The organism is Arthrobacter bambusae (assembly GCF_030812595.1).
Classification (GTDB): Bacteria; Actinomycetota; Actinomycetes; order Actinomycetales; family Micrococcaceae; genus Arthrobacter; species Arthrobacter bambusae_B.
The window spans coordinates 73130-97996 of record NZ_JAUSSZ010000015.1 but is presented as its reverse complement, the minus strand read 5'-3'; the positions used below and the strand labels follow the sequence as shown (position 1 = coordinate 97996).

The window sequence follows — 24867 nt, the reverse complement described above, 5'->3', positions numbered from 1 at the left end:
GCATCAACAGATCCCATGTACAACTCCTTCGTTGATCGCCGCGGGCATCCACCCGCGGAAGCATTCGCAAAACAATATTCCCGCACCGGGAAAAAAGCAATAGTCGATGCTGGAAAAGAGATGTTCCGGGGCGTTGATACCCCCACACTGCGCCTGCATTGGCCTGGCGCGTGGCAGCAGTCGCCCCGATGTTTCGAGTGCCGTCCTGGTGGTGCTCCCTTCCGCGTCGTGCGTTTTCCGGTTGACGGATTTCCGGATCAGCGGCGCCTGTCTCGACCTGGCAGGGTGAAGGTCGGGCCGGTTCAAAGCCAGGACAGCGCCATCATCTGCGGCGCGCTCCCCCTCCCCCCGGGGGGTGGTCAGGAGTCGCTGATCGCATTTCAGGCTCATAAGAGCGCGCCTTTAGAGCCGAATGTAGAGACGTCGGTGGGCTGCACAACATCAACGGAGACGTCACATTCAAGTCCGACAGGCATCCCAGGTGGGGGGCCGGTCGGACGACGAGGAGGTTTACCCTCTTCCGTTTGCGTACAGGCCGGGTCGCCCGCACGATGGTGAGCAGGGTTTGTCGGATTTTTGTGTTGTGATCGGGGCCGCGTCCACGTTGACGACCTGCATGTACATCGCAAAGTACTACAGCCTGGATCTAAATTGGGCTGACTGCGGGCGCAGGCGGGCGGTCACTTTTGGCTGGTCCTCACCAGTGCGACAACTGAATGGTCCCGCAGGGTACGGCCGGATTAATCTCGACCGTGTACCTGCCGTCGCCCCTTTGGGTGATGAGTAGGCCTTGCATGCGTTCCAATGCTGTCGGAATCAGCTGGTTAACTGCTTCGTTCAATCTCTTCCCCCGGCTTCGTCGGTCTTCAATGGCTGTTTCCGACACGGATGTAACGGTCCAATGCGATCGACTGGTGATTTCGTTGACCGGGCAAGCATCAGCGAAAGATGGGGGAAGAAAATAGCTTATATAAGGCAAGGTGTTCCTTTAGGAGCGTCAGCGGCGTGGCCGGTTGCTCGGGGAGTACGTCGGGTCCGCGCAGATGTCGCGCGGACCCGACGGCCTTAGGGAAGGACGTGCCGGCGGCGGGCAGCGCGCCGGATAAGGGCGGTCGTTGTCAGCACCACCATGAGCACTGCGAAGACCGCGGCAACCGGCAGTCCGAGCGTATCGGGCCCTAGGCTGCTGATTCCGCTCGCGAGTTGGAGGGTTCCGTCCGACAGCTGTGCGCTTCCGTCGCTCAGCTGCGTCATTCCCGTGCTGAGCTGGTTCGCACCGACGGCCAGGGCCTGGCTGCCGTCAGCTAACTGACGGTCTCCCCCGGCGAGCTGGTCGCCGCCGGTGGCGAGCTGGTTTACGCCGGATGAGAGCTGGTCACCGCCGGTGGCAAGCTGGTTTACGCCGGACGAGAGCTGGTCACCGCCGGTGGCAAGCTGGTTTACGCCGGACGAGAGCTGGTCACCGCCGGCGGCCAGCTGGTTGACCCCGGTTCCCAGCTGCGCGCCGCCTTCGCTGAGCTGGCCAAGACCCCCGGCAAGTTGGGAGGTACCCGAATGAAGCTGGTCCAGTCCGTTGGCCAGCTGAGCTGTCCCGTCACTGAGGCCGGACGTGCCTTGTGCCATCTGCGACATGCCATTGGCAAGCTCACGTGATCCGGTCGCGAGACCGTTGGCCCCGGTGGCCAGTTGTTTCGTTCCATCAGCAAGCCCGGCGGCTCCTGCGGCAATGCCAGAAGTGCCATCCGCGATGGCTCCGGCTCCCGGCGCCAATTGTGTCTCGATGCCCTCGGCCAGAGCGTTGACGGTTGACTGGATGCTTCCTGCACCGTTGTCCACGTCAGAGAGGTGCGACCTGGCTGAGTCGACGGAAGACACCGCTGTTGAAAGGCCGTCGCTGACGGCGCTGACGTCGGCGCTTGCTGTCGTGGTGAGGGTCCTGAGCTGTTCGACTTGCGCCGAAGTCAGGCTGTCTCCTGCTGCGAGGTGTGCTACGAGAACCTTCAGGTTGTCGAGGGTATTCGTTGCGCCGGCGGCGGACGACTGGGCGGTGGTCAGCATCGCCGCTGCTCCTGTCTGCTCCTTGGCGGTGGCGCCGACGTTTGCGGATAGCGTTGCAAAATCCTTGCCAGTGCTGCGCAGGCCTGTGCCGACCCCGCTAATCCCGTCGCGTATGCCGGCTGCCCCTTTCGAAAGGCCGGATGCGCCCTGAGCCAACTCTGCTGCTCCCGTCGCTACGTGGTCGATACCGCCAGCAACCGCCTCGACGCCGCTGGCCGTTGCCTGTCCCCCGGAGGCCAGTTGATTCATGCCGGTGCTGAGCTGCGTGGTTCCGGCGCTGAGGGCCTTTGCTCCGTCTGCTGTCTTTCCCACACCGTCAGCAAGGGCATTTGCCCCGGTTGCCACTTGCGCCACCCCGTCCACATATTGCCCAACGCCGTGCGCGGCTTGGTGTACGCCGTCGACGTACTGGGCGGTGCCGTCGGCGGTTTGGTGTACGCCGTCGACGTACTGGGCGGTGCCGTCCGCGGTTTGATGTACGCCGCCGACGTACTGCGCGGTGCCATCCGCGGTTTGGTGTATGCCTTGGGCCAACTTAGCGGATCCGTCCGCGGCCTGCCCCTGACCGTCACTGAATTTCTTCACGCCGTCCGCATATTGAGCGAGGCCGTTATCAAATTCCTTTGCCCCTCCGCTCAACTTCTGCGTTCCTGATGCAAGTTGCTTAGTACCGTCACCGAGACCCGCCATAAGGGCGAAATAGATGAGAATCACCGCCGTGAGCAGGAACGAGAGCACAGCGATGGCGACTCTCTGCCCTCGTCGCGGCCTGGATTGTAGGAATGTAGCGTTCACAAAACTCCTTTGTTTAGGAAAAAGTGGATGTAACGGTGATGGTTCCGCGAGACGGTGTGCTGCCGGGCTCGAGCGGGAACTAGCCAGAGACGCTGGCGCGATAGCCACGCCGAGGCACGACCTGGCACTAGGTGAGATGCGAGATCGTGCTTGTGCTCCGGCCGTCAGGGTTGGGGGTGACGGCCGGAGCGGTGGGTGGTGTTTAGCGGGCGCGGCGGATTGGCAGGACCAGGAGGCCTGAGATGATGACGATGATGAAGGCGATTGGCCAGACGATGCCGTAGGAGCCGCCGACGAGGGCGACTGCGGTGCCGGCGGTGACGGGGGCGATGGCGTTGCCGAGGTTTTGTCCGACTGAGGACATTCCGAGGTCGCGGCCTGCTGCTTCGGGGTCGGGGAGCAGGTCGATGAACAGGGCCTGGTCAACGACGAGGAAGACGCCAAGGCCGAGTCCGCCCATGGCTGCCTGGATGAACATGGCAGGAAGAGACGGCCAAACCCAGGGAACGATGAAGCCCAGTGCGATGATCACGGCAGCTGCGATCACGAAAGGCTTCCGACGGTGCAGTTTGTCGGAAAGCTTTCCCGAAACGGCCATTCCGAGCATTGTGGCAGGTAGTGCGACGACCTGCAGGAGGGGACTCATCTGGGCTGCTTCTGCCGCGCTGAGTGCCGGGGTGATGTAGCTCTGGAGCATGTAGATGCTGTAGGTGGTGCCGATGCCGAACCCGGTCCAGAGCAAGACCTTCGAGATCCAGGCCCACCGGTAGTCCCGGTCGCGCAGGGCGACGATGAACGAAGCAAAGATGGTGCCAATCCGGATTTTTCCGTGGGGCAGGTGCTTGGATGACCGGTCCCGGGCAAGGAAAAGCAACGGTACGGTGAGCAGCAGAAGCGTCACGGCGAACGGGTAGTAGCTGGCAAGGCCGATGGCAGCAAAAAGCGCTCCGGCCACCACTGCGCCGAGGATGGCCGCGAAGTACACCACAACTCCGGTGACCGCCGATACCGACCCCAGGCGCTCTTTGGGCACCCGGTCCGCTACCGTGGCCACGAGGGGGCCCTGGGCATTTCCGGCGACCTGGATGACAGACCAGGCAAGAACCAGGAAAAACAGGTTCGGCGCCAGCGGCATCAGCGTGATGCCGGCTGCTCCGACGACAGCGCCGGCAGCGATATAAGGGGCGCGCCGGCCCCACTTTGTCCGGGTCAGATCTGAAAGCGTCCCGATGATCGGGGACAAGACCATGCCCACGACCACGCCTACCGACGTCACCAACGACAGGCCGGCAGCACGTGAAGAGTTGAACTGCGCCAAAAGATCGAGCTGCTGCTGCTGCTCTGAGGTCGGCGTCACGGCGCCGGAAGCAACCTGGCCGCTCAAATTATTCAGTGCGGTCAGGTCAACACCACTGTCGGGCCCGAAGATCCGGGCAAACTCCAGATTTTGAACCTGCAGCGGGAGCAGGACCGTGAGCACCGCACCCCACAGCAGGGAAAAGGCCACGCTTGCCAGCGCGTACGTGCTGACATAGCGGCGGTAGGGCCGCGTTTTCGGTTCATAGACGGGGGACAAATCATCCTTCGCCGGCCGGGGCTCCACCGGCGGAGCACCGGCCGCTCCCTGGGCTGCATCAACAGATCCCATGTACAACTCCTTCGTTGATCGCCGCGGGCATCCACCCGCGGAAGCATTCGCAAAACAATATTCCCGCACCGGGAAAAATGGCAATAGCCCGACCAATAAATGTTCAAATGCTTCCTCAAACGAAGTTCTGCCCGCGCCAGCGGCCGTTGGGTTCGACTCCCATGGCCACCGGAGCGACCGGCTCTTGACGAAGCCGCAAGCGAAAGCTAAATTTTCCCCACCCGGGAATAATCTGGATCGCGAAGTAGCGACTGGAGCCCGGCAAAACCCCCAAGGAGATTGATCTATGCCCGCATGCCTCGGTGCTGTCCGCAAGGTGGCGGCAGCTTGCGCCGTCACCGCCCTTACAGCCTTTTGCACAGCTCTGCCCGCCAGCGCCGCGCCTCTTCCTGCACCCGAACCGGGTGCCCACTACGTTGCCCTTGGCAGCTCCTACGCCGCCGGAGGTGGTCTCGGACCCGCGGATCCAGCGGACCCCGGTGGCCGATGCGGGCGGACCACCATTGCCTATCCATACCTTGTCGCCAGTCAGCTTCACTTGAACCTGACGAACGCGACATGCGGCGGCGCCTCGATCCCCAACATCGCGACGACGCCCCAGCAGATCTGGAGCTGGGATGGCTCCAGCCAGACCGGCGAGCTGCAGATCAAAGCCGTCACCGCGGACACAGATCTGGTAACCATCACCATTGGCGGCAATGACGTCAACTATGTCGGCAACCTCATGGCCGAAGCCTGTCAAGGAGACCTTGCCGCAAACCCGCTGAGCGTGATCAGCAACCAGCTGAAGCTGTACGGGTTGTGCACGCCCGTGCCGGACTCGGTCGTGCAGGCCCGCCTCGCCGGCATCCAGGATGCCTTAGCGGCAACCGTCAACGCTGTCCAGGAGAAGGCTCCACACGCGCGGGTGGTCCTGGTTGATTACCTGTCAGTCCTCCCGGACAATGGCAAGCCCTGTGCAGCGGTTCCCATCCCGCAGCAGCGTCAGAAGTTTCTTCTTGACGTTGCCCGCGGGATGAGCCTTGCCACCAAGCACGCCGCCCAGCAAACGGGAGCCGAACTCGTCACCGCGTCCAAGGACAGCCAGGGCCACGATGCCTGCTCAGCTGATCCGTGGGTCACTGGGTATGACTTTTCCCGCGGTTTTGTCATGATGCACCCGAACGAAGCCGGCCATGCAGCAGTAGCGAAAGCCCTGGTGGAACAGCTAACGCACCCCGGCGCCAGCTCCTGACCGAATCACTCCAAAGACGGTGGCGCCACGAAAATCAGGCGTCACCGTCTTGATCATTTACACGAAAGAAGGCCTGGGGATCACCGCCGCAGTGTATGCGGTGCCTCCAGCACTGACCTAAGCGCGAGGCCCGCCGCACCCAACAAAGCCCCTGTGCTCCCCAAAGCCGATACCAGCACGTTTCCGGAAGGGAATTTTCCCGCGGAATACCTCTGGAGGCTATCCATAAGCGAAATTCTCAGCCACGGATCAAGAACGGCAAGGTGCCCGCCAAGGACCACCAACGTAAAAGGTACGATCCGCGCCGAGGACGCCAGGGCCAAGCCAAGACAGAAACCTGCGCGCTCAACCGCCGACAGGGCCCGTGCGTCGCCTTCCTTCAACAACCCCAGCAGCACGGACAACGTTAGTGAGCGGCTGCTTCGGGCTGGATGTCCCGTGAGCCCGGCGGCGTCGGCGATCGCGTCCTGGCCGGCCACCGTTTCCAGGCAGCCCCTCCCACCGCACAAGCAGTCAGAACCGTAAGGATCAACCACGACGTGGCCCACCTCCCCCGCATGACCATCAGCGCCAGTGAAAATTTCACGGCCGACAACGAGCCCGCCGCCGATACCCACCTCACCTGAAATAAACATGAAATCGGTGTCGGATTGATGGTCCATTTCGGCCAAGGCTGCGGCGTTGGCCTCGTTGCAAAGGACTACACCTAGCGGAGAGCCCGGAAGCAGTACGCGTAGATCCGGCCTGGCATTTTTCCAGCCCAAGTTAGGGGCGCTCACCACAACCTGGCCGGCAGCATCGATCAGTCCCGGCACCGCAAGGCCACCCCCAAGAACATCGATGCCCTTCTTCTCCGCCGCCACGGCTGTCACAGCACACTGCTGACTCAGGGCGGCCATCACTCGTTCCACCCCATCGGAGCGGTTGTCGCGCTCCCAAACCTCGTGCATGAGCAGGGTCCCGGCCAGGCTGACCACACCAACTGCGAGGTAGTCGACGTTGATTTCCGCGCCGAGGACCGCTTTGTTGGGGTTCAACTCCAGCTCCACTCCCGGTCGGCCCCTCGACTGTTGGTTCAGCCCCACCTCAGTGACCAGGCCGCTCGAGATGAGCTCGAGCACAAGGCTTGATACGGACGCCTTTGTCAGCCCGGTCAGTGCGGAAATCTGAGCCCGGCTGCGACGACCGGCAGGTGAGGTCTCAGCGATTCTGCCCAGCACCAGCGCCAAGTTCCCCCTCCGTACAGCCTCCATATGTCCAGCCCCGGGGACACCTTGGATGTAGGGAGGCACGGCCGTCATCACCACATCTACTCCTTCACGTCACGGGGGGCTTTGCCCGGACTGATGTTGACCCGCACCCGGGTCATCCTTATAGTTCAGAGCATAAACTATTTGGCTGCCGAAGCAGCCCCTTTACTGCAAGGACGCATCATGACTCTCTCCCCCACCCCCGCCGACAAGTTCACCTTTGGCCTCTGGACGGTCGGCTGGACCGGCGCCGACCCGTTCGGCGTCGCAACCCGGAAGGCCCTTGACCCTGTCGAAGCCGTGCATAAGCTCAGCGAACTGGGCGCGTACGGCATCACCTTCCACGACAACGACCTGGTCCCGTTCGACGCCTCCGCCTCCGAGCGGGAGCTGATCCTGAAAAACTTCCGTGCAGCCCTCGCCGAGACCGGGCTGAAGGTTCCCATGGTTACCACCAACCTGTTCAGCCACCCTGTCTTCAAGGACGGCGGCTTCACGTCCAACGACCGCTCCATCCGCCGTTTCGCGCTGTCCAAGGTCCTGCGGAACATCGACCTTGCCGCCGAGCTCGGCGCCGAAACATTCGTCATGTGGGGCGGCCGGGAAGGCAGCGAGTACGACGGGTCGAAGGACCTCGCCGCTGCCCTGGACCGGATGAAGGAAGGCGTGGACACGGCAGCCGGATACATCAAGGACAAGGGCTACAACCTGCGTATTGCCCTCGAGCCCAAGCCGAACGAGCCCCGCGGCGACATCTTCCTGCCCACCGTGGGCCATGGCCTGGCCTTCATCGCCCAGCTGGAACACGGCGACATCGTTGGCCTGAACCCGGAAACCGGGCACGAGCAGATGGCAGGGCTGAACTTCACCCACGGCATCGCCCAGGCCCTTTGGGCGGGCAAGCTCTTCCACATCGACCTCAACGGCCAGCGCGGCATCAAGTACGACCAGGACCTGGTCTTCGGCCATGGCGACCTCACCAGCGCATTCTTCACGGTCGACCTGCTGGAGAACGGCTTCCCGAACGGCGGCCCCAAGTACGACGGCCCGCGCCACTTCGACTACAAGCCCTCCCGCACCGACGGCTACGACGGCGTGTGGGAATCGGCCAAGGCCAACATGGCGATGTACCTCCTGCTCAAGGAACGCGCACTGGCCTTCCGCGCGGACCCCGAGGTCCAGGAAGCACTCAAGGCATCCGGTGTCTTCGAACTCGGCGAGTCCACCCTCGCCGCTGGTGAAAGCACCGCGGACCTGCTCGCAGACGCCGCCGCGTTTGAGGACTTCGACGCCGACAAGGCCGCCGAGCGTTCCTTCGCGTTCGTCCGGCTCAACCAGCTGGCCATCGAGCATCTCCTGGGCGCCCACTAGCCACTTAGTACCCGCTGCGGGGCCTTGGAGATAATCCAGGCCCCGCAGCGTTTCCATTCCTGCACAAAGAAAAGAACAGCCATGCCGCTCGTAGCCGGAGTCGACAGCTCCACCCAGTCCTGCAAAGTAGTCATCCGCGACGCGGACACCGGAGAACTCGTCCGCCAGGGCCGCGCCACCCACCCCGAAGGCACCGAGGTCCACCCGGACCACTGGTGGACTGCCCTCCAGGAGGCCATCGCGCAGGCGGGCGGCCTCGACGACGTCGCCGCCGTATCCGTCGCCGGGCAACAGCACGGCATGGTCTGCCTCGACGCCGACGGTGCCGTGGTCCGGCCCGCGCTGCTGTGGAATGACACCCGCAGCGCTGGAGCCGCATCGGAACTGATTAAGGCCGCCGGTGGAGGTGACCCGATTGCCGGAGCGGGATACTGGGCCGGTGCCACCGGGACGGTCCCCGTCGCATCCCTCACACTCACCAAACTGCACTGGCTGACCCAGAACGAACCGGAGAATGCTGCGAAAGTTGCCGCTGTGTGTTTGCCGCACGACTGGCTGACGTGGAGGCTGGCTGGTTACGGTCCGGGTTCCGGTGCCGAAGGTCTTCAGGCCCTCGTGACAGACCGTTCCGACGCGTCAGGCACCGGCTACTATTCGACTGCTGCCGGTCAGTATCTTCCTGCAGTCATCTCGGGTTCGGTCGGCCACCTGCCCGTCTTGCCGCGAGTCCTTGGTCCCCTTGAAGCGGCGGGAAAGACCCCGGACGGGGTCCTCCTGGCTGCAGGAGCTGGAGACAACGCCGCCGCCGCCATGGGAGCCGGCGCCCGGCTGGGGGACGTCGTCATGTCACTGGGGACCTCCGGCACGGTCTTCGCGGTCTCCGAAGCACCATCCGCCGACCCCTCCGGCCTGGTGGCCGGATTTGCCGACGCAACCGGCCATTACCTCCCCCTCGTTTGCACTTTGAATGCCACCCGGGTTTTCGACGCCACCGCGGCGCTTTTGGGGGTTACCCTGCAGGAATTTAATACCCTGGCGCTTTCTGCGGCCTCCGGTTCAGGCGGTTTGACCCTAGTACCCTATTTCGACGGCGAACGCACCCCAAACCTGCCGGACGCAACAGGCGCCTTGCATGGCATCACCCGAGCCAATTACACCCCCGAGAACCTGGCCCGTGCCGCCGTCGAAGGAGTCGTGTGCTCACTGGCGGACGGATTGGCCGCCCTGCAGGCCCAGGGCGTCAAGGCTCGAAGAATAATCCTCGTAGGCGGTGGCGCCCAGTCACCGGCTGTTCAGGACGTGGCAGTTCAACTCCTGGGCATCGACATCACCGTCCCCCAACCCGGCGAATACGTCGCGGACGGGGCCGCCCGCCAGGCAGCCGCCGCCCTGACGGGGAGCTTTCCTGACTGGCCACTGAACGCCGTGGAACGTCCCGCGGCGGCAGACACTGCGCTGGTGCTCTCCAGGTACCGCAGCTATGCAGGCCTTTACGCCTGATGGATGCGTTGGACGCACCGGTGAGCGAGTACGCGATCAGGTCCGGTAGCTACACTGCCACCGTCAGTGCAACAGGAGCTACCCTGCTGAACTTGCAGTTCGGTGAGAGGGATTTGGTCCTTCCGTCGCGCACGGGACATCCCACTCCGGACTATAGGGGCATCATCGCAGCGCCCTGGCCAAACCGCATCGCGGACGGGCGTTACACCTTCGAGGGCAACGCCCTGGAGCTGCCGCGCAACGAGCAGGCCCGCGGCAACGCACTGCATGGCCTGGTGTTCGACAAGGGTTGGGAACCGGTGCTCCACGAGGACACGACGGTTATCCTCCAGACGACTGTTTCAGCCTCTAAGGGATATCCGTTCAGCCTGCAGTTGACTGCCGAGTACCGGCTGACACCGGAGGGCCTGAGCATCACCCTGGCCGCCAGGAACACGGGTACATCGGCAGCTCCCTACGGCGCATGTCCCCACCCATACCTGGTGGCCGGCCCGTCTCCCTTGGACCAGTGGATCCTTCAGTTCGGTGCCGAGCGGTTCCTCGCCGTTAGCGCAGACCGGTTACTTCCGACCGGGGAGCGCGACGTGCACGGCCATGCCTTTGATTATAGGGATCCCCGGCCCATCGGTTCGACGGCCATGGACCACGCGTTTACAGGACTTGCCTTCGACGATTCCGGCCGAGCCGGGCTGACGCTCTGGGACCCTACCGGTGTTGGGGTAGGAATGTCCTGGGACCGCAGCTGCCCTTGGCTTCAATTGCACACGGCCGACCGCACGCCACCCCTGCCCACCAGGTTGGGTCTCGCTGTGGAACCAATGAGCTGCCCCCCGGATGCCTTCAACAGCGGAAAGGACCTCATCCGCCTCTTGGCTGGGGAGGAACATCGGCTCAGCTGCAGTATTTTTGCCCTATGACTGAGCGAGTAATGCTCCTCAGCCACCTGCTGCGCGGTACGCCACGTTTAGGTGCCGACCAGGCATTCCAGCGGCCCCGGGCCTACCCCGTCCGGGGCCGGTGGTTTCCGCGCACCAGCGCCTCCTTTAAATCGTTCTCCAGGCGCCATCGGTGTGGACGAGGGCTCCATTCACCTCACAGCTTTCGTCGCTGAGCAGGAAGCTGATGCACTCGGCAACCTGCACGGCGGTTGGAGCCAGCGACGGAGTCGCCGTCTTTGATGCGCCACGTCCTTCCAGAAGGCCAGGTGACCGCCACTTTGAATCCCTTGGAAGGGAAGGGCTGGGCACTACTGCGTTGAATCTCAAGCCCCGGGCGCCAAAAGCCAAGGCCGAGTTCTTAGTCAACCCGAGCACAGCGTATTTCGAGGCGGTGTAGGCAGCCCCAGCCGCGGATTCGATCGATCCTGCCTCGGAAGCGAGGTTTACGACGGAGCCCCGGCCACGAGCGAGCATCATCGGCAGAACTGCACGAGTGAGATGCATCGGAGCTGTTACGTTCACATGAAAGACGCGTTCCCACAGCTCATCGTCGATGGCGTGAATGGGGGCGAAGTTATCGACAGCGCCGGCGATGTTCGCCAGCCCGTCCACCTGCCCGGCACTAGCAACGGCCGCAGTGACGGTTTCAGTGCTGGCAACATCGCCCGGGACGGGCACCAGGTCCAGGCCGGGATTCTGTGCCACCAGGTAGTCGAGGCGTTCCTCGTTGATATCCACGGCTATGACGCGTCCCCCCTGGCTGGCTATATGCAGTGCCGTTGCCTGACCGGTCCCCGCTGCAGCGCCAGTGACGATGATGGTCTTGCCTGCAAACTGTCCCTTGCCGTAAGGCTTTGCGCGGTCAGCTGGCGTGTCCACGGTGGCCTCCTGCTGTGGGCTAAAGGTGCTTCGGGCAGCCATGGAGGCTACTTGAGTGCTCTGACAGGGCTGGACGGTCTTACTGGAAGTCCTGCTGCCTCGTAAAGGGCGTCGATTGCCCGCAGCTGGGCAACAGCTTCGCGGGCGCCTGTCTGGACCGCCCCGCCCCGTATTGCATCTCTAAAGGCTTCCAACTGGTAGTCGTATGTGGAACGCCGGTCCGGACGTTCCGTACGCGAGCCGGAAATACCTTCTATACGGATTTTTCCGCCCAATTGCGGGTGGGTGGGGGTGCCGACACGCATACGGCCCTTGGAGCCTTGAACTTCGAGTCGCGAGGCCAGCAGGGTCTTGGACCAGAGCGAGGACATCAACGTTGACGTGACTCCCCCGACATGGGTCAGCTGCGCTTCCAGCCGGGCGTCGATGGCTCCCCGCGTCCTTGCAGTGGCCTGTACCTCGCCGGCCTCGCCGAACAAGTCGCGAAGCAGCCTCAACGGGTAGTAGCCGAGGTCGAGCAGACCGCCACCGCCTAAAGCGAAGTTCCACCGTATGTCGCTCCCAGGCGGAATGGGGGCACAGGCGTAGGCATTTGCACCCCAAATTTCCCCCAACTCGCCTGATTCAAGAATCTCGTGCAGTCTTTTCCGCAGCGGGTGGTAGTGCGAGTGGTAAGCCTCCATCAGGACGAAGGAAGACGTGGCAGCAACTGATGCCACTTCCTCCGCAGCCGTTGCGTTGCTTGTAAACGGCTTCTCGCAGAGCACATGTTTTCCCGCATTTAGGGCTTCTACGATCCATTGAGCGTGCAGAGCAGAGGGAAGAGGGATATATACGGCATCGATGTCCGGATCATCCAACAGTTGCGCATATGAAGAATGCACCCTGGCAATGTGGTGTTTGGCCGCGTAACGGGCCGCCCGTTCCGGGACCCGCGCCGCTATGGCAGTTACCTGGATCCCGTCGACCCGTGAACTTGGGCGGAGGAGTGCCTCCTTCACGATGGTGGCCGCTCCCAGCACACCGACGCGGATCGGGTCCTGCGATGCATTCCGCGACTCTGTCGTCATGTCCGCTCCTTTGGGGGTTTGAGTAGAGGCAGGTGTTAGCGCTTCAGTAATGCCGGACAATCCGCAACACGGGTCGGCCTCGTCCGTGTGGTCCCTACATGAGTGACCTTCGTTGATGGAGGTTCACCCGCAGAGTGTCCGACCGACCCCGGCGGCTATGTCACGCCGCCTTGGGAACCAGTTCCCCACACCGGTCCCGGTCACGGAGGCGGAGCCATCAAAGGGCGCATTGGCTCCAGGCGCATCCCAGTCGCTCTGAGTTACTCATGCCCAGTTGGTAATTACTCTCTTAGGAATCGCCCGGCAAGTTTTTCCCATGCGGGAAAAACAGTAGACCCGCCCCCTGATTTCGTCAAGGCCCAGCAGCCCCGGCGGCGTGGGCTCCGCGGCGCCCCGTCGGTTCACCGCGTCGGGGGTTGACTTGCACGGTCAGCACGGCTAAATTTTCCCCAGCCCGGGAAATATCCGCGTTCCGTCCTGGCGCTGCACCCACTGCTTCAAAAAAGGTAAGCGCGATCTCGGCAACTTCAAGCCAAACCGGCAGCGGCTAGGCTGCGGAAGGCTCAGCACAATCGTCCTGGCAGCGATCTCGAAACCGGGCGCTACGCGACTCAGAAGCGACCACCCGGTCGAAGTGACATGCCCGGGAATCTTCAAAGGGGATTTGATCAATGGAACTAAAGAACAAGGTTTTCGCGGTTACCGGTGGCGGCAACGGCATCGGGCGCGAAGTCGTTCTCGAGCTGCTGCGGCGAGGAGCGCGCGTCGCGGCTGTGGATCTCAATCAGTCCGCTTTGACGGAAACTGCCTCGCGTGCCGGCGCACCCGCCGGCGCACTGTCGATGCACACCCTGAACATCACGGACCGAGCAGCTGTGCAGACACTCCCGGAAGACATTCTCAAGGAGCACAACCAGATAGATGGCCTGATCAACGTCGCCGGGATCATCCACCGGTTTGTTCCCCTCCTGGAACTCTCGATCGAGGAGATTGAGCGGGTCATGTCCGTCAACTTCTGGGGCACCGTGTACATGGTCAAGGCGTTCCTCCCCGCGTTGCTCGAACGCCCGGCTGCGAGTCTTGTTGACGTCTCCAGCATGGGAGGACTTGTTCCCTCCCCGGGCCAAGGCGCCTATGGGGCAAGTAAGGCTGCCGTGAAGTTGTTCACCGAGACGCTCTACGCGGAACTGCGAGATACCAACATCAACGTCACCGTTGTCTTTCCCGGCGGTGTCGGAACGGACATTCTGGGGAACTCAGGAGTCACCCTCGACACCTCAAAACTGACGCTGCCGAATGGGAAACCACCGAAAACTACGTCACCCCAGGATGCCGGACGGCAGATCGTCGACGCAGTGGCGTCCGAATCGTTCCGTGTGCTCATAGGTGCCGACGCCCGCGGTGTTGACCGCCTCGGACGTCTTTCCCCAACCCGGACCATTGACATGGTCGCTGACCGGGTCAAGACACTGATCGGTTGATAACGGCTCGAACGGGCGGTGGCGGGTCCGCTGAAAGGGTCGGCCGGGTCCATAACTACTTTAAAAGGAGCTTTGGATGAATACAGCAGCAACCACCGGTTTGGACCTTGCTGGCAAGGTCGCCGTCGTTACGGGTGCGACGTTGCGGCAGCTTGGGGTAGGCATTGGTGGAGCCACCGCGCGCATGATGGCCGGGAGGGGGGCAAAGGTGGTTGTCGCGGACCTCGAAGAAGATGCTGCGCAGGCGTTGGCGGAAGAGATTGGCGCCGCAGGAGGCGAAGCGATCGCACAGCGTCTGGACCTTAGTGATCCGGGCAGTATCAAGGCTTTGTTTGAGCGTGCGGTTTCTGCCTACGGTACGGTCGATATCCTGCACAACAATGCCGCCGCCGTTCTATCGAAAGACACCACCCTTATCGATCTGGAGATCGACGTGTGGGATGCAATGTTCGACATCAATGTCCGGGGTTATGCCCTTGCCTCCCAGCACGCCGTGAAGCTCATGCTGCAGAACGGAGGAGGGGCGATTGTCAACACTTCCTCCGTGTCCGCCCTTGGCGGTGACATCACCCGGGTGGCCTACGGCGCCTGCAAAGCGGCAATCAATGCACTCACCATTTACACCGCAACCCAGTACGGCCGGCAGGGAATCCGATGCAATGCCGTGTGCCCGGGCTTTACACTGAGCGCATCAGCCAAGGGTGGAATTACCGACAACGCACTCGAGATTCTGGGCCGGCATACCCTGACCCCGTATCTGGGCACACCGGAGCACTTGGCCGAGGTTGTCACATTCCTTGCCTCCCCCGCCGCTGCCTACATCACCGGCCAGATCATTTCTGTCGATGGCGGGCTTTTGAGCCACCACCCCCAAACGCACGACCAGCTTGTAGCCGCCGGCGCCTGAGGAGAACCCTGCAGCCAATAGGAAGATATTGATTGTGCAAGGGGCCTGGGATCCGGCTGTACCGGATCCCAGGCCCTTTTGTTTGAGGCTTTGGGTCAGAACCCCTGGTCCTGGCAGGCGGGTGGCGGAGTCCAGGGCATAAGGTCCCGGATCTTCCCGTGCGTCAACGCTAGCGGCGCTGCCTGGTCCTGTTTCCCTGGCCCAGGCAATGCCGCCCGCTGCAGCTTAGATGGCCTTGATGACTGTTTCCACCGTCGCGAATTTTTCAGACTCGATGCTGACCTTGATCTCTCCGGGACCGGTCGGGCGGATGACGGCAAGCGCCTGACCGAGGAAGGTTGTGCAGACCGATGACGCGTAGTCGTCTTCTGATTTTGGATCGGCACTGCCAAGACCCTGGAGGACGCCGTTGCCGCTGACTGTCACTGTCACTGCCGTATTGTTCAGAACATCAATGATGCCGGCATTGTCGGCAATACTGATGGTCACGAAAGCGAGGTCGTTGTCGTCGGCGCGGATTTCGGTCCGGTCCGGGGTTGCTGTCAGCCCGGTAGTGGCCGCAGCGGACCGCAGAACTTCGCGGGCTGTCTCCTGACCGTTGCGGTAGGCGACAGCGACGAGCTCACCGGGCTGGTAGTCCACCTCGAAAACTGCCATGAACCGGTTTGTCTCCCCGGCCGGGGCGCGGCCAACGGTCTGACCGTTGAGGAGCAGTTCGATTTCCTCGGCGTCGGAGTACACCTCGATGGTCATCGGGGTGCCTTCGTAGCCTCCCCAGGTCCAGCTGCTGACGCTGTCACTCCAGGTGTAGAGGGAGGCTTTGAGGCTTTCCTTGTCGGTGATGTCGGGGCGGTGGACTGCGATGTACGGGGTGGTCCGCAACCCCCAGACCACTTCACGCCAGTAGGAGAGCGTACGGCGCTGGCCGGTGACGCCGTGGTCGGCGGTCATGGACAGGCGCCAGGGGTAGTTCCCGAAGAAGGCTTCTTCGGCGGGCTTGTCCGCCCCGAGGCCGGCTTCGCCGATGTATTCCCAGGCAGTCCAGCTGAACTCTCCGATGACCTGCGGGTGGCGTTTGACGTAGTCCCATACTTCATCGAGTTTGTTGGGCAGGCCTTCCGTGCCGACCAGCAGCCGCTGAGGGTGCTGTTTCATGTCCAGCTCGTACCTGCCGTAGGCGTAGTTGTAGCCGGGGATGTCCACCTGGGACATCGCTTCTTCAAGCCGCTCTGTGGCGAGGTCGGATGCGACCAGGTCTTTTGTCAGTTCTCCGAAGTCGCGCATGAAGGAGTTGACTCCGCCGGCATCGTCGGCCTGCTGGCCAACCTGGGCTTTGAGGTCGTGGAGGACGGTCATCATGGGGTTGATGGCGTTGGTGACGGGGCGGGTGTCATCGAGGGTCTTGATGAAGTCGACCATGTCCCGACCGTGGATGGCGCCCCAGGTGTTGCCGGTATCGGAGACCTCGTTGCCGATGGAATACATGATGACGCTTGGGTGGTTGTAGTCCCGCTCCAGCATTTCTGTGAGGTCGCGGCGCCACCATTCATTCATGTCTACGCCGTAGCCGAAACCGAGTCCGGAGGAGGTCCAGCCGTCGGTGAACTCGTCGAGGACCAGCATGCCAAGCCTGTCGCAGGCATCGAGCATCGCAGCGCTGATGGGGTTGTGGGCGGAGCGGATGGCGTTGTAGCCCGCCTCTTTGAGGAGTTCAACGCGGCGTTCTTCCGCGCGGGCGATGGTGGCAGCGCCAATCAAGCCATTGTCGTGGTGGATGCAGCCGCCGCGCAATTTCACTGTTTCACCGTTGATTCGCATGCCGTGCCGCACGTCCCACTCCAGCGTTCTGATACCGAAGCTGGTTTCAACGGTTTCGCCAGCGCTGTTGCTGGGTTCCAAACGGGTCCGGCAGGTGTACAGCGACGGGGAGTCGACGCTCCAGCGCTGAGGGGCATCTACGGTGAACTGCTGGCGCAGCCGCGCGGACTCCAGCGGGCGTACCGCAAGGGAAGCCGATTCGGCCGCAACGATCGTGCCGGTCTTGTCCACGAGTTCGGTGACGACCTTGACGGTGTGCAGTTCTTTGGAGTCGTTTTGGAGCTCGGTGATGACCCCGACGACCGCTGTTTCTGCGTCGGCGCTGATGGTGCGGATTTTGACGCCGTTCCGTGCCACGTGGAGGGGCGGGCCGACAAGCAGGTGGGTGTCCCGGTAAATTCCCAGGCCGGAGTACCAGCGGGCGTCGAAGTGGTTGCGGCACTCCACCCGGATTTCGTTGTCGCCGTCGTGCAGGTAGGGGTCGATCCGGACCGAGAAGGGGATGTATCCGTACGGACGCTGGCCGACGAAGGCGTCGTTGACGAAAATCATCGCCCCACGGTAGACGCCGTCGAACTGGATCTCGACCCGCCCTTCCCGGTAGCCCTCCGGCGCGTGGAAGGTCTTGACGTATTCGATGACGTCTTCGCCGTAGTATCCGGTGAGGCCCCCCGGCTGGTTGTCGGCGGAGCGGGGCTGGGAAATCAGCCAGTCGTGGGGCAGCGTGACAGGAACCGGCGCCTGTGCCTGGCCCATGATCTCGAGGAAAGGGCTGGTTTGGCGGCGGACACCCCAGCCGTGATTAAAGGATGTTTTCTGCATCGTTGTTTTCCTTGCGTGTCGTTGTTCCGTCGGTCGTTGACGGGTTGGTCAGGGCAGGTGAAGTGCAGCAGTCGAAGCGTTCGGGTCGCCGGAGAAGGCGCCGGCTTCCAGGGTCGCTTCGGCAGCGGCCCAGGAGAAACCCCCGTCTGCCCAGCGCTGCAGGGGGCGCAGGGAACCTTCCAGCGTGACGGTGGCGGTTTGGCCTGGTTCCAGGTGGACGGGCGTGAAACCGATCAGAACCCTTGTGGGGAAATCTTCCGCCTTGGTCGTGGCGTAGAGCTGGACGACATGACGGCCGGCGCGGCTGCCGGTGTTGGTAACGCGGACGGAGGCTGCCAAAGACTCCCCGGATACACCAGTCACGGACAGTTCAGTGGTCTCGAAGCTTGTGTAGGAGAGTCCGTAGCCGAGGGGGAAAGCGGCGGGGTGCCCGTCGCGGTCCAGCAGCCGCTGGCCGAACCAGCGGTCATACGTGATGCTGCTGGCATCACGGTCGAAGTACGGCAGGTGCTCCTCTGTGGTGGGGATCGAGTAAGGCAGGCGGCCGCTGGCATCCACTGTGCCGGTCAGTACGTCGGCAAGGGCGTGTCCTCCCTCCACGCCGCTGTACCAGCCGATCAGCAGGGTGGGTACCTGTGAGCGCCAGGCCTCGGTGATGACAGCGCCGGCAGTGACGACGACGACGATGGTGCGCGGATTAGCCTGTGCCGTCGCCTTGATGATGGCCTCGTCGATGGGGCGAAGCCGAAGGCTTGCGCGGTCGCCGCCCTCGGCGGTGCCCATGGCCCCGGCTGCTCCTGACAGGTCTGACGGATCTACACCCTCGGGCAGGGGGGGGAACACGGCGAGGATGGCGGGGTCAGACATGCCTTCCGAACCGATGAACTCGCCTTCGTCCTGAGCCGTGTAGCCGACGACAACGACGGCGATATCAGCTTGGGCTGCAGCTGCTGCGGCTGCGTCGGCATCATCGTCCAGAACGGATAGGATGCTGGCTGCCGGGAGCGCAGTTCTGATGCCGTCCAGGGCAGTCACAACCTCGGGCGAGCGGACGTTTGAGGATCCTTGGTCCCCGGTGTTGGGCAGGTTGGTGAGCCGCCCGATCAGGGCCACGGACGCAATCTCGTCTGCCTTCAGGGGCAGCAGGGGTGTTCCGTCGACGGGCTCGTTCTTTAGTAGCACCATCGATGTGGCGGCGACTTTTCGGGCCAGGGCGCGGTGTTCCTCGCTGAGGATGACGTCGAGGCCAGGTTCCTCGGTGTTCCTGGCCGCGTAATGGGCGAGCTGGGTACGGAGGATGCGTCGCGCTGCCCGGTCCACCTGGTCCCAGGTGACGCGGCCGGATTCCAGGTCTGCGGGCAGCCGGTGGGCGCGTTGTTGACGCATGGGCGCCTCGACGTCCAGGCCGGCCTGCAGCGACAGTGCGGCGTCGCGGAGCCCGAAGACGAAGTCGGACAGGGTCACGCCTTCGAAGCCCCACTGGCGCCGGAGGATGTCCTCCATGAGGGTTTCGTTTTGGCCGGCCCATTCGCCGTTCACGGAGTTGTAGGAGGTCATGATGCCGTCGACGCCTTCTTCGACGACCCGGCGGAAGTGCGGAAGGAAGACCTCGTGCAGTGTCGCGTCATCGGCCTTGACATCGACCTTGAAGCGGGCGTTCTCCATCGAGTTCAGGGCATAGTGCTTGGCAATGGCCATCGCGTTCGGGTGGATACCCCGGACGAGGGCGGCGCCGAATTCACCCAACAGGTAAGGGTCTTCACCATAGGTTTCCTGCGCCCGGCCCCAGGCTGGGTGGCGGGGAAGGTTGATGCAAACCCCGCCGAAGAAGTTGGCGCCCTGTGCGCGCATTTCCCGGCCGATGGCGGTGCCGATTTCCTCCTCCAGCTCCGGGTCCCAGGTCGCTCCGCGGGCCATGGAAACGGGAAAAGCGGTGGACTCGCCCATCACGACGCCGCGGGGGCCATCGCTGAACCGCAGCCCGGGGATTCCGAGCCGGGCGATTTCGCCCATGACAATGGGCCTGCGGTTATATCCCGCGCTCATCTCTGCCATGCCGGACCAGAACTCGGCGTCGCCGTCGAGGAGCCATAGTTTCTCGTCCTGCGTCAGTTGTCCCAGAAGCTGGTCAGCCTCTTCCGACAGGTGGCCGCCGTTGCGGATGCGTGCGACGGCCTCATTGAATGTTTCCGTTTGGGTTGCTGTTGTTGGCATGTTTAGTCCTTGGGTTTCTTATCTGCCCCCGGTCTTGTGGTGGCGGGCGGACGAGTGCGGGACACGCGGGCGTCCTGCCCGGCGTGTCCCGCACAGTGTGGAGTCAGGAGACGGTGGTTGTGGCGTAGAAGCCGCGGTTTTTTCCATCAATGACGGCGGAGTTCTCGATGTCGAACGATCCCGTCAAGCGGATATCAGCTGAGGAAGCCCCGACGTTGACGGTCATCTGGCCGGCTTCAACAACCCAGCGCATGTCGACGTCAAGGAAGGCGAACTGGTCAGCCCGCATCGAAAAGTGAACGGTTTTTGTTTCCCCGGCTTTGACGAACACCCGGTTGAAGCCTGCCAGTTCCTGCACCGGACGGACCATGCTGGACAGCTCGTCACGGACGTACACCTGGACGACCTCTTCGCCGTCCTGCTGCCCGGTGTTGGTGATATCGCAGGACAGCTGCACCGCGCCGTCGGCTGTAACCGTCGGGGTCAGGTTGAGGTTGGAGTACTCAAAGGTGGTGTAGCTCTTTCCCTCCCCGAAGTGGAACAGGGGGACCTTGGAACCGTCCACGTACCGGTTCATGATCATGGTCCCGGCGCTGCTGAAGCTGTTGCTGCGGCGGTGGGCTGCATAAAGGGGGATCTGGCCGGCGTCCCTGACCGCCGTCATCGGCAGACGTCCCGCAGGGTTGTAGTCGCCGAAAAGTACGTCAGCCAGTGCCTGGCCTCCGGTTTCACCCGGGAACCAGTTTTCGATGATGGCCGGGAAGTGTTCGGCGACGTAGACGCTGGAGAGCGGCTTGGCGTCCATGTGCACCATGACAGCGGGTGTGCCGGTCTCGAAGATGCGCTGGGCAAGTTCTTCCTGGATCCCGGGAAGGCCGACGTTGGCCGTGTCGATGCCTTCCCCGGAGGTGCAGGAACTGCCCCAGCCGTACTTACCGCCGAGGGTCAGAATGACAACGTCCGCGTCCTTGGCGGCGGCAACAGCAGCATCGAAACCCGTGCGGTTGGTGCCGGCAATGTCGCAGCCCTTTTCGTACACGACTTCGGCTTCGGGGCACTTGTCTTGGATGGAGGCAACGATGGTCGGGGTTTTGTGCCCCAGCGCACCTTGAAGCGCCTGCTCGACCGCTGCGGGCTCCGAGCGGACGTCGCTGCCCTCAAAGAGCGGCGCCAGCGGGGGCTGTTCATATGAGGCGGTCAATTCAGGAAGGTCGAGCATTCCCGCCATTTCCGACATGGTCCCGCTCATTGCCAGATCGATTGAAGCCGGGTAGGTGTAGCAGCCGAAGAACAGCCGCAAAGAGTTGGCGTGGGGGCCGATGACGGCGATCTTCTTCGTAGCCTTGCTTAGCGGAAGAAGCCCTTCATTTTTCAGCAGAACGATCGATTCGCGCGCCGCCTTCAGGCTGTGTGCCTTGGTGGATTCCGGCTCGTAGGCGGCTGCGATCATTTCTTTGCGTGCTGCGTTGTCTTCAAGGAGGCCGAGCTTAGCTTTAAGGGTCAGCATGCGGCGTACCGCGCGGTCGATGAAACGCTCTTCGAGCTCTCCGCGCCTGACTGCCTCGACCAAGCCGTCAGTGAAGCCGTAGGGCGTGGGCAATTCAACATCGAGCCCGGCTTTGAGTGCCTTAATGCCACCGTCGGTGGGGTCTGCTCCGACGTTCAGGTCGACGGCGAGGTTGATGGACATGTAGTCGGAAACGACCAGGCCTTCGAAGCCCATTTCTTCGCGCAGCAGATCATCGAGGATGTGCTTTGAGGCGATAATGAGTTCACCATCGATGGTGCCGTAGGAATTCATGATGCCAGCGAGGTTGGCCTCGGTGATGGCAGCCTGAAACGGCTTGGCGTAGACCTCGCGTAGCTCGCGCGGGGAAATCGGGTTGGATGTCATGTTCAGACCGCCTTCCCCGAGGCCGAAGCCGAGGAAGTGCTTTCCGGTGGCGGCCACGCCGTCGGCAAGGTTCTGCCCCTGCAGGCCCTTCACGAAGGCAACGCTCATGGCAGCGCACAACGTGGGGTCCTCGCCGTAGGTCTCGCCTACGCGGCCCCAGCGGGGATCCCGGGCGACGTCCATGATGGGGGACAGTGCCTGGCGCACCCCAACGGAGAGCATCTGCTCACGGACGATGTCGGTCATGCCTTCGACCGTGTCCGGTTGCCACGTGGCCCCCAGCCCGATCGCCGAGGGAAATACTGTCCCTCCAAGTCCCGTCCAGCCTGAGACAGCCTCGCCATGGAGCAACGGCGGCACGGACAGGTCGGTTTTGGCCATCACGGCGTCCTGGACCTGGTCGTAGTGGTCGGCGTCGGCCTCGATGGATACCCCGGTGCTGATGCTTCCCGAAGCGCCCAGACCGTTGGGGAACTTGGCCAAGCCTGTGTCGAGGTGGCCTGTGATGGGGATGGTGCACTGGAGCTGGGCGACCTTTTGCTCCAGGGTCATGCGCGAGATGAGGTCTTCGACCTGGTCTGCGACGGGAACCGCCACATCAGGGGTGGACAGTACTTGGTTTTTCACTGGGTCTCCTATTCCGCCAGCCCGCGACACCGCGGGCGTGGCAAGAGGGGGGTCAGTCCCTCAACGCTTTACTGGTGTGCCTGACGACGCCGGAACAAAGCTGGTCTGCGGTGCAGACCCGTGGGTCTGCAGGCTGTCCTCGCCACGGTTGTCCTTCACCGTTGAAGCAGGCCGCTGGTGTTCCCACTGCGGCGCCCGTTTTTTCCCGGGGTGGGAAAAACCCTAGATGGCCCAGCAGTGTGAGTCAAGTCGCACGCCAAAGTCAGCTTGCGGCATCGCATGGCGGGAGCTTGGCCTGGCAGTTGGGCCGGGCGGCCAGAAGCAGTGCTTGGGTCGGCGAAGGGGCCGACATGTCCAGTGATGCACGATGGGGTGACCGGAGGGAGCGCGGGCAGGAAACGGACTTGACCTTGGAGAACCCCGCAGCGCTGGCGCAGTCAGGAGAAGGCGGAGGTCGACAAAAGTCACGCGTGGAACCAGCAGTCAACCGGCATGCAGCTGTGGCAGTCCCTCCCGGCCTGTCACCCGAGGGAGGTGCCTAAGTGGTGCGCCGTTGACCCTAATGGTGCAAATCGTGACGAAGCTCCGCCTCACGGCCGTTCGAGCAGGCGCTCCACGCCAAGAGTCACAATGTCGAGATTGAAGGCAAACTGCTCTTCGGTGCCGAGTTCCGTTGACCGGCCTCCAACCAGCTTGCGGAGAAGTGTGAACTCCTCTTGCGGGGCCTTCTCAAGCAGGTGTTCAAGGACGGGTTCCTGAGGGTGTCGGCCAGCGGTTTTTGGGATGGAGCGGTCCGTGGCGGACGTGAAGGCAAGGCCTGCCAGCATTGCGATCAACCGTCCGGCTTCAGCTTCGGCCAGACCCGCGGCAACGAGCGCCTCCGCAGCCGCCTCGGCCGGTCGGATAGCCTCAAGATCGGCCTCGGTTTCGTAGCCGACATAACTTGCCCATGCACCGGCAGCCATGACGGCATCCCTGGTGATATGGGCAAATGCGCGTATGGCCTTCCTCCAGTCCTTCTCGGGAGTGAAATCGTGGGCCGCAACTGCCTCACGGAATGCATCGGCAGCAACCATCCGCAGCAGCGAGTCGCGGTTGTCTACGTGGTAATGCAGAGTCTTCCGGTCCACGCCAATCTCCTCAGCGAGGGCCTGCATTGTCAAAGTTGCTGGGTCAAGTACCTTGGCGGCCTCGATGATTCGTTCGCGATCAACCCGCCGCGGCCGGCCCCGGCGTGGCTTCACGCTCTCCACGCTTGTCATAGCCACTCCTTTTCGCGTCCGACCGCACTCGCCTTAGTCCACTTCTGCTCGCGAAGGGCCGGCCTGGAGCAGTGACTTGACCTTACGGGTATCCCCGCATATCTTTTTTACCACGCCGGGAAAAAATCCCGAAAAGAGAGGTCTCACAGACTCTACCTGAGTCCCTGAGGCCTTACCAGCCTGCAAGATCTCGAAATGTGAGACCGATTGTTGAGGCACGGCGAATGCCAAGCGTGGCCTCCGCACCGCTGGCCCAAGCCGGGAAGCCGCCACACTCTGAAGCCCGTAGCCCCGAGCTCCCCTGCCCTTGGAATAACAAGTTCCCACGCAAGGACGCCGTGGCCGTCCTGCTATCAACGCGGTGCCCCTGCATTTGCCCAACCGCTAAAAGGAAAAGTTGACATGGAAGTACCTAGCAATGGAATTGGCCGCCTGCGGCTGACCATAGACAGCCGCAGGCAGCTGGAGGAGGCGTTGGACTCCGCCGTCGCCGAACTCATGTCCAGGCAAAACTCGAACGCCCGGGACGGGATCCTGGTGACCCGCCACGACCACAGGACGTTCACCGTCCAATTCTCCAGTGACGTCCAGCGCGGGATCGTGCTGGAACAGGACTTGCGCCTTCGGGCAGCCCCGGAAGGCGGCCCTCGTAGGCGCGAAGACGCTAACCTCGCCCCGGCGCTATCGGCCCTGTGTTGAAACGTGCAGCTCAGGGCACGCATGCTCCACCCGCCGCACTCTCCTGCCACCTACCCCCCGGTTTCGTAAAGGCCTTCATATGAGCATTCACGCCGCAGGCTTTTCTGATCGGACGGTGCCGTCCGCAGTCGACGATTGGACGGCGGCCGCAGGACGGCACGTCGCAATATATCGAAACGGTGTGCAGGTTGACCGTGGCCAGGTCGAGGCGATAACTGCCGACGGAAAGATCCTGTGGCTCATGCAGGACGGTGCTCAGTACAGGCGCATCATTGAGAAGGTTCCGGGAATTGAGTTGTGCTTTCTAGAGGAAGCGGGCGCCTGCCAGCTGTGCATCGAGGGGTGGGCGGGCGTCCCAGCATCGAAGGCTGCCCTGCTCCCTGAACCGTGAGGTCAGCAG

The 24867-nt window shown here is 62.9% G+C and carries 17 protein-coding genes; 8 read left to right on the top strand and 9 right to left on the bottom strand.

Annotated elements, in window-relative coordinates; genetic code table 11:
* Positions 1-1065: 1065 nt before the first annotated feature.
* Positions 1066-2853 carry a hypothetical protein gene (locus J2S96_RS17245; protein WP_306866154.1) on the bottom strand — a complete coding sequence of 596 codons (1788 nt, stop codon included), beginning with the start codon at positions 2851-2853 and terminating at the stop codon, positions 1066-1068.
* Positions 2854-3055: 202 nt separating this feature from the next.
* Positions 3056-4501: an MFS transporter gene (locus J2S96_RS17240; protein WP_285244149.1), complete on the bottom strand. Its 1446-nt coding sequence runs from the start codon at positions 4499-4501 to the stop codon at positions 3056-3058.
* A gap of 286 nt (positions 4502-4787) precedes the next feature.
* Between J2S96_RS17240 and J2S96_RS17235 the strand changes: the two genes are divergently transcribed.
* On the top strand, positions 4788-5735 hold the full coding sequence (locus J2S96_RS17235) for an SGNH/GDSL hydrolase family protein (protein ID WP_306866150.1): 948 nt from the start codon (positions 4788-4790) through the stop codon (positions 5733-5735).
* Positions 5736-5815: 80 nt separating this feature from the next.
* On the opposite strand, the gene J2S96_RS17230 is transcribed toward J2S96_RS17235, so the two are convergent.
* Positions 5816-7036 (bottom strand): ROK family protein, encoded by a 1221-nt coding sequence (locus J2S96_RS17230; RefSeq protein WP_306866147.1) that lies wholly within the window; start codon positions 7034-7036, stop codon positions 5816-5818.
* 132 nt (positions 7037-7168) lie between these two features.
* On the opposite strand from J2S96_RS17230, the gene xylA reads away from it, so the two are divergent.
* From xylA to J2S96_RS17215, 3 genes are all read left to right on the top strand, one after another.
* Positions 7169-8356, top strand: coding sequence for a xylose isomerase (gene xylA / locus J2S96_RS17225; protein WP_306866145.1), 1188 nt, complete (start codon positions 7169-7171; stop codon positions 8354-8356).
* Positions 8357-8437: 81 nt separating this feature from the next.
* Positions 8438-9856 (top strand): xylulokinase, encoded by a 1419-nt coding sequence (gene xylB / locus J2S96_RS17220; protein ID WP_306866142.1) that lies wholly within the window; start codon positions 8438-8440, stop codon positions 9854-9856.
* Positions 9856-10773: an aldose 1-epimerase family protein gene (locus tag J2S96_RS17215; protein ID WP_306866139.1), complete on the top strand. Its 918-nt coding sequence runs from the start codon at positions 9856-9858 to the stop codon at positions 10771-10773. Before xylB ends, J2S96_RS17215 begins: the two co-directional genes overlap by 1 nt.
* 126 nt (positions 10774-10899) lie before the next feature.
* Here the strand turns inward: J2S96_RS17215 and J2S96_RS17210 are convergent, their stop codons facing one another.
* Both J2S96_RS17210 and J2S96_RS17205 read right to left on the bottom strand, forming a co-directional pair.
* Positions 10900-11673: an SDR family NAD(P)-dependent oxidoreductase gene (locus J2S96_RS17210; RefSeq protein WP_306866137.1), complete on the bottom strand. Its 774-nt coding sequence runs from the start codon at positions 11671-11673 to the stop codon at positions 10900-10902.
* Between the two features lie 47 nt (positions 11674-11720).
* Entirely contained in the window at positions 11721-12743 is a 1023-nt protein-coding gene (locus J2S96_RS17205) for a Gfo/Idh/MocA family protein (protein WP_285320356.1), read from the bottom strand.
* 671 nt (positions 12744-13414) lie between these two features.
* Here J2S96_RS17205 and J2S96_RS17200 point away from each other — a divergent pair.
* Together J2S96_RS17200 and J2S96_RS17195 are read left to right on the top strand one after the other, a co-directional pair.
* Positions 13415-14224 carry an SDR family NAD(P)-dependent oxidoreductase gene (locus J2S96_RS17200; RefSeq protein ID WP_306866134.1) on the top strand — a complete coding sequence of 270 codons (810 nt, stop codon included), beginning with the start codon at positions 13415-13417 and terminating at the stop codon, positions 14222-14224.
* Between the two features lie 76 nt (positions 14225-14300).
* Positions 14301-15131 (top strand): SDR family NAD(P)-dependent oxidoreductase, encoded by an 831-nt coding sequence (locus tag J2S96_RS17195; protein ID WP_285244141.1) that lies wholly within the window; start codon positions 14301-14303, stop codon positions 15129-15131.
* Between the two features lie 225 nt (positions 15132-15356).
* Here the strand turns inward: J2S96_RS17195 and J2S96_RS17190 are convergent, their stop codons facing one another.
* The 4 genes from J2S96_RS17190 to J2S96_RS17175 all read right to left on the bottom strand — a co-directional run bounded on the left by J2S96_RS17190 (position 15357) and on the right by J2S96_RS17175 (position 23768).
* Positions 15357-17771, bottom strand: a complete 2415-nt coding sequence (locus J2S96_RS17190) for a glycoside hydrolase family 2 TIM barrel-domain containing protein (RefSeq protein WP_306866130.1) — start codon at positions 17769-17771, stop codon at positions 15357-15359.
* A gap of 48 nt (positions 17772-17819) precedes the next feature.
* Positions 17820-19985 carry a beta-glucosidase family protein gene (locus J2S96_RS17185; RefSeq protein WP_306866129.1) on the bottom strand — a complete coding sequence of 722 codons (2166 nt, stop codon included), beginning with the start codon at positions 19983-19985 and terminating at the stop codon, positions 17820-17822.
* Positions 19986-20088: 103 nt separating this feature from the next.
* A complete protein-coding gene (locus J2S96_RS17180; protein WP_306866127.1) occupies positions 20089-22506 on the bottom strand; it encodes a glycoside hydrolase family 3 N-terminal domain-containing protein in 2418 nt (805 codons plus the stop codon).
* Between the two features lie 590 nt (positions 22507-23096).
* Positions 23097-23768, bottom strand: a complete 672-nt coding sequence (locus J2S96_RS17175) for a TetR/AcrR family transcriptional regulator (protein ID WP_285244137.1) — start codon at positions 23766-23768, stop codon at positions 23097-23099.
* A gap of 402 nt (positions 23769-24170) precedes the next feature.
* Between J2S96_RS17175 and J2S96_RS17170 the strand changes: the two genes are divergently transcribed.
* Both J2S96_RS17170 and J2S96_RS17165 read left to right on the top strand, forming a co-directional pair.
* The gene (locus J2S96_RS17170; RefSeq protein ID WP_285244136.1) at positions 24171-24467 is read left to right on the top strand and encodes a hypothetical protein; all 297 of its coding nucleotides are present in this window, start codon (positions 24171-24173) and stop codon (positions 24465-24467) included.
* Positions 24468-24546: 79 nt separating this feature from the next.
* Positions 24547-24858: a hypothetical protein gene (locus J2S96_RS17165; RefSeq protein WP_285244135.1), complete on the top strand. Its 312-nt coding sequence runs from the start codon at positions 24547-24549 to the stop codon at positions 24856-24858.
* Positions 24859-24867: the final 9 nt, after the last annotated feature.

Excerpts from the sequence above, each read along its gene's own strand:
- J2S96_RS17190 (WP_306866130.1), bottom strand. The coding sequence starts at position 17,771 with ATGCAGAAAACATCCTTTAATCACGGCTGGGGTGTCCGCCGCCAAACC.
- J2S96_RS17230 (WP_306866147.1), bottom strand. The coding sequence starts at position 7,036 with ATGACGGCCGTGCCTCCCTACATCCAAGGTGTCCCCGGGGCTGGACAT.
- xylB (WP_306866142.1), top strand. The coding sequence starts at position 8,438 with ATGCCGCTCGTAGCCGGAGTCGACAGCTCCACCCAGTCCTGCAAAGTA.
- J2S96_RS17195 (WP_285244141.1), top strand. The coding sequence starts at position 14,301 with ATGAATACAGCAGCAACCACCGGTTTGGACCTTGCTGGCAAGGTCGCC.
- J2S96_RS17185 (WP_306866129.1), bottom strand. The coding sequence starts at position 19,985 with ATGCCAACAACAGCAACCCAAACGGAAACATTCAATGAGGCCGTCGCA.
- J2S96_RS17240 (WP_285244149.1), bottom strand. The coding sequence starts at position 4,501 with ATGGGATCTGTTGATGCAGCCCAGGGAGCGGCCGGTGCTCCGCCGGTG.
- xylA (WP_306866145.1), top strand. The coding sequence starts at position 7,169 with ATGACTCTCTCCCCCACCCCCGCCGACAAGTTCACCTTTGGCCTCTGG.
- J2S96_RS17215 (WP_306866139.1), top strand. The coding sequence starts at position 9,856 with ATGGATGCGTTGGACGCACCGGTGAGCGAGTACGCGATCAGGTCCGGT.
- J2S96_RS17235 (WP_306866150.1), top strand. The coding sequence starts at position 4,788 with ATGCCCGCATGCCTCGGTGCTGTCCGCAAGGTGGCGGCAGCTTGCGCC.
- J2S96_RS17170 (WP_285244136.1), top strand. The coding sequence starts at position 24,171 with ATGGAAGTACCTAGCAATGGAATTGGCCGCCTGCGGCTGACCATAGAC.
- J2S96_RS17205 (WP_285320356.1), bottom strand. The coding sequence starts at position 12,743 with ATGACGACAGAGTCGCGGAATGCATCGCAGGACCCGATCCGCGTCGGT.
- J2S96_RS17200 (WP_306866134.1), top strand. The coding sequence starts at position 13,415 with ATGGAACTAAAGAACAAGGTTTTCGCGGTTACCGGTGGCGGCAACGGC.
- J2S96_RS17175 (WP_285244137.1), bottom strand. The coding sequence starts at position 23,768 with ATGACAAGCGTGGAGAGCGTGAAGCCACGCCGGGGCCGGCCGCGGCGG.
- J2S96_RS17165 (WP_285244135.1), top strand. The coding sequence starts at position 24,547 with ATGAGCATTCACGCCGCAGGCTTTTCTGATCGGACGGTGCCGTCCGCA.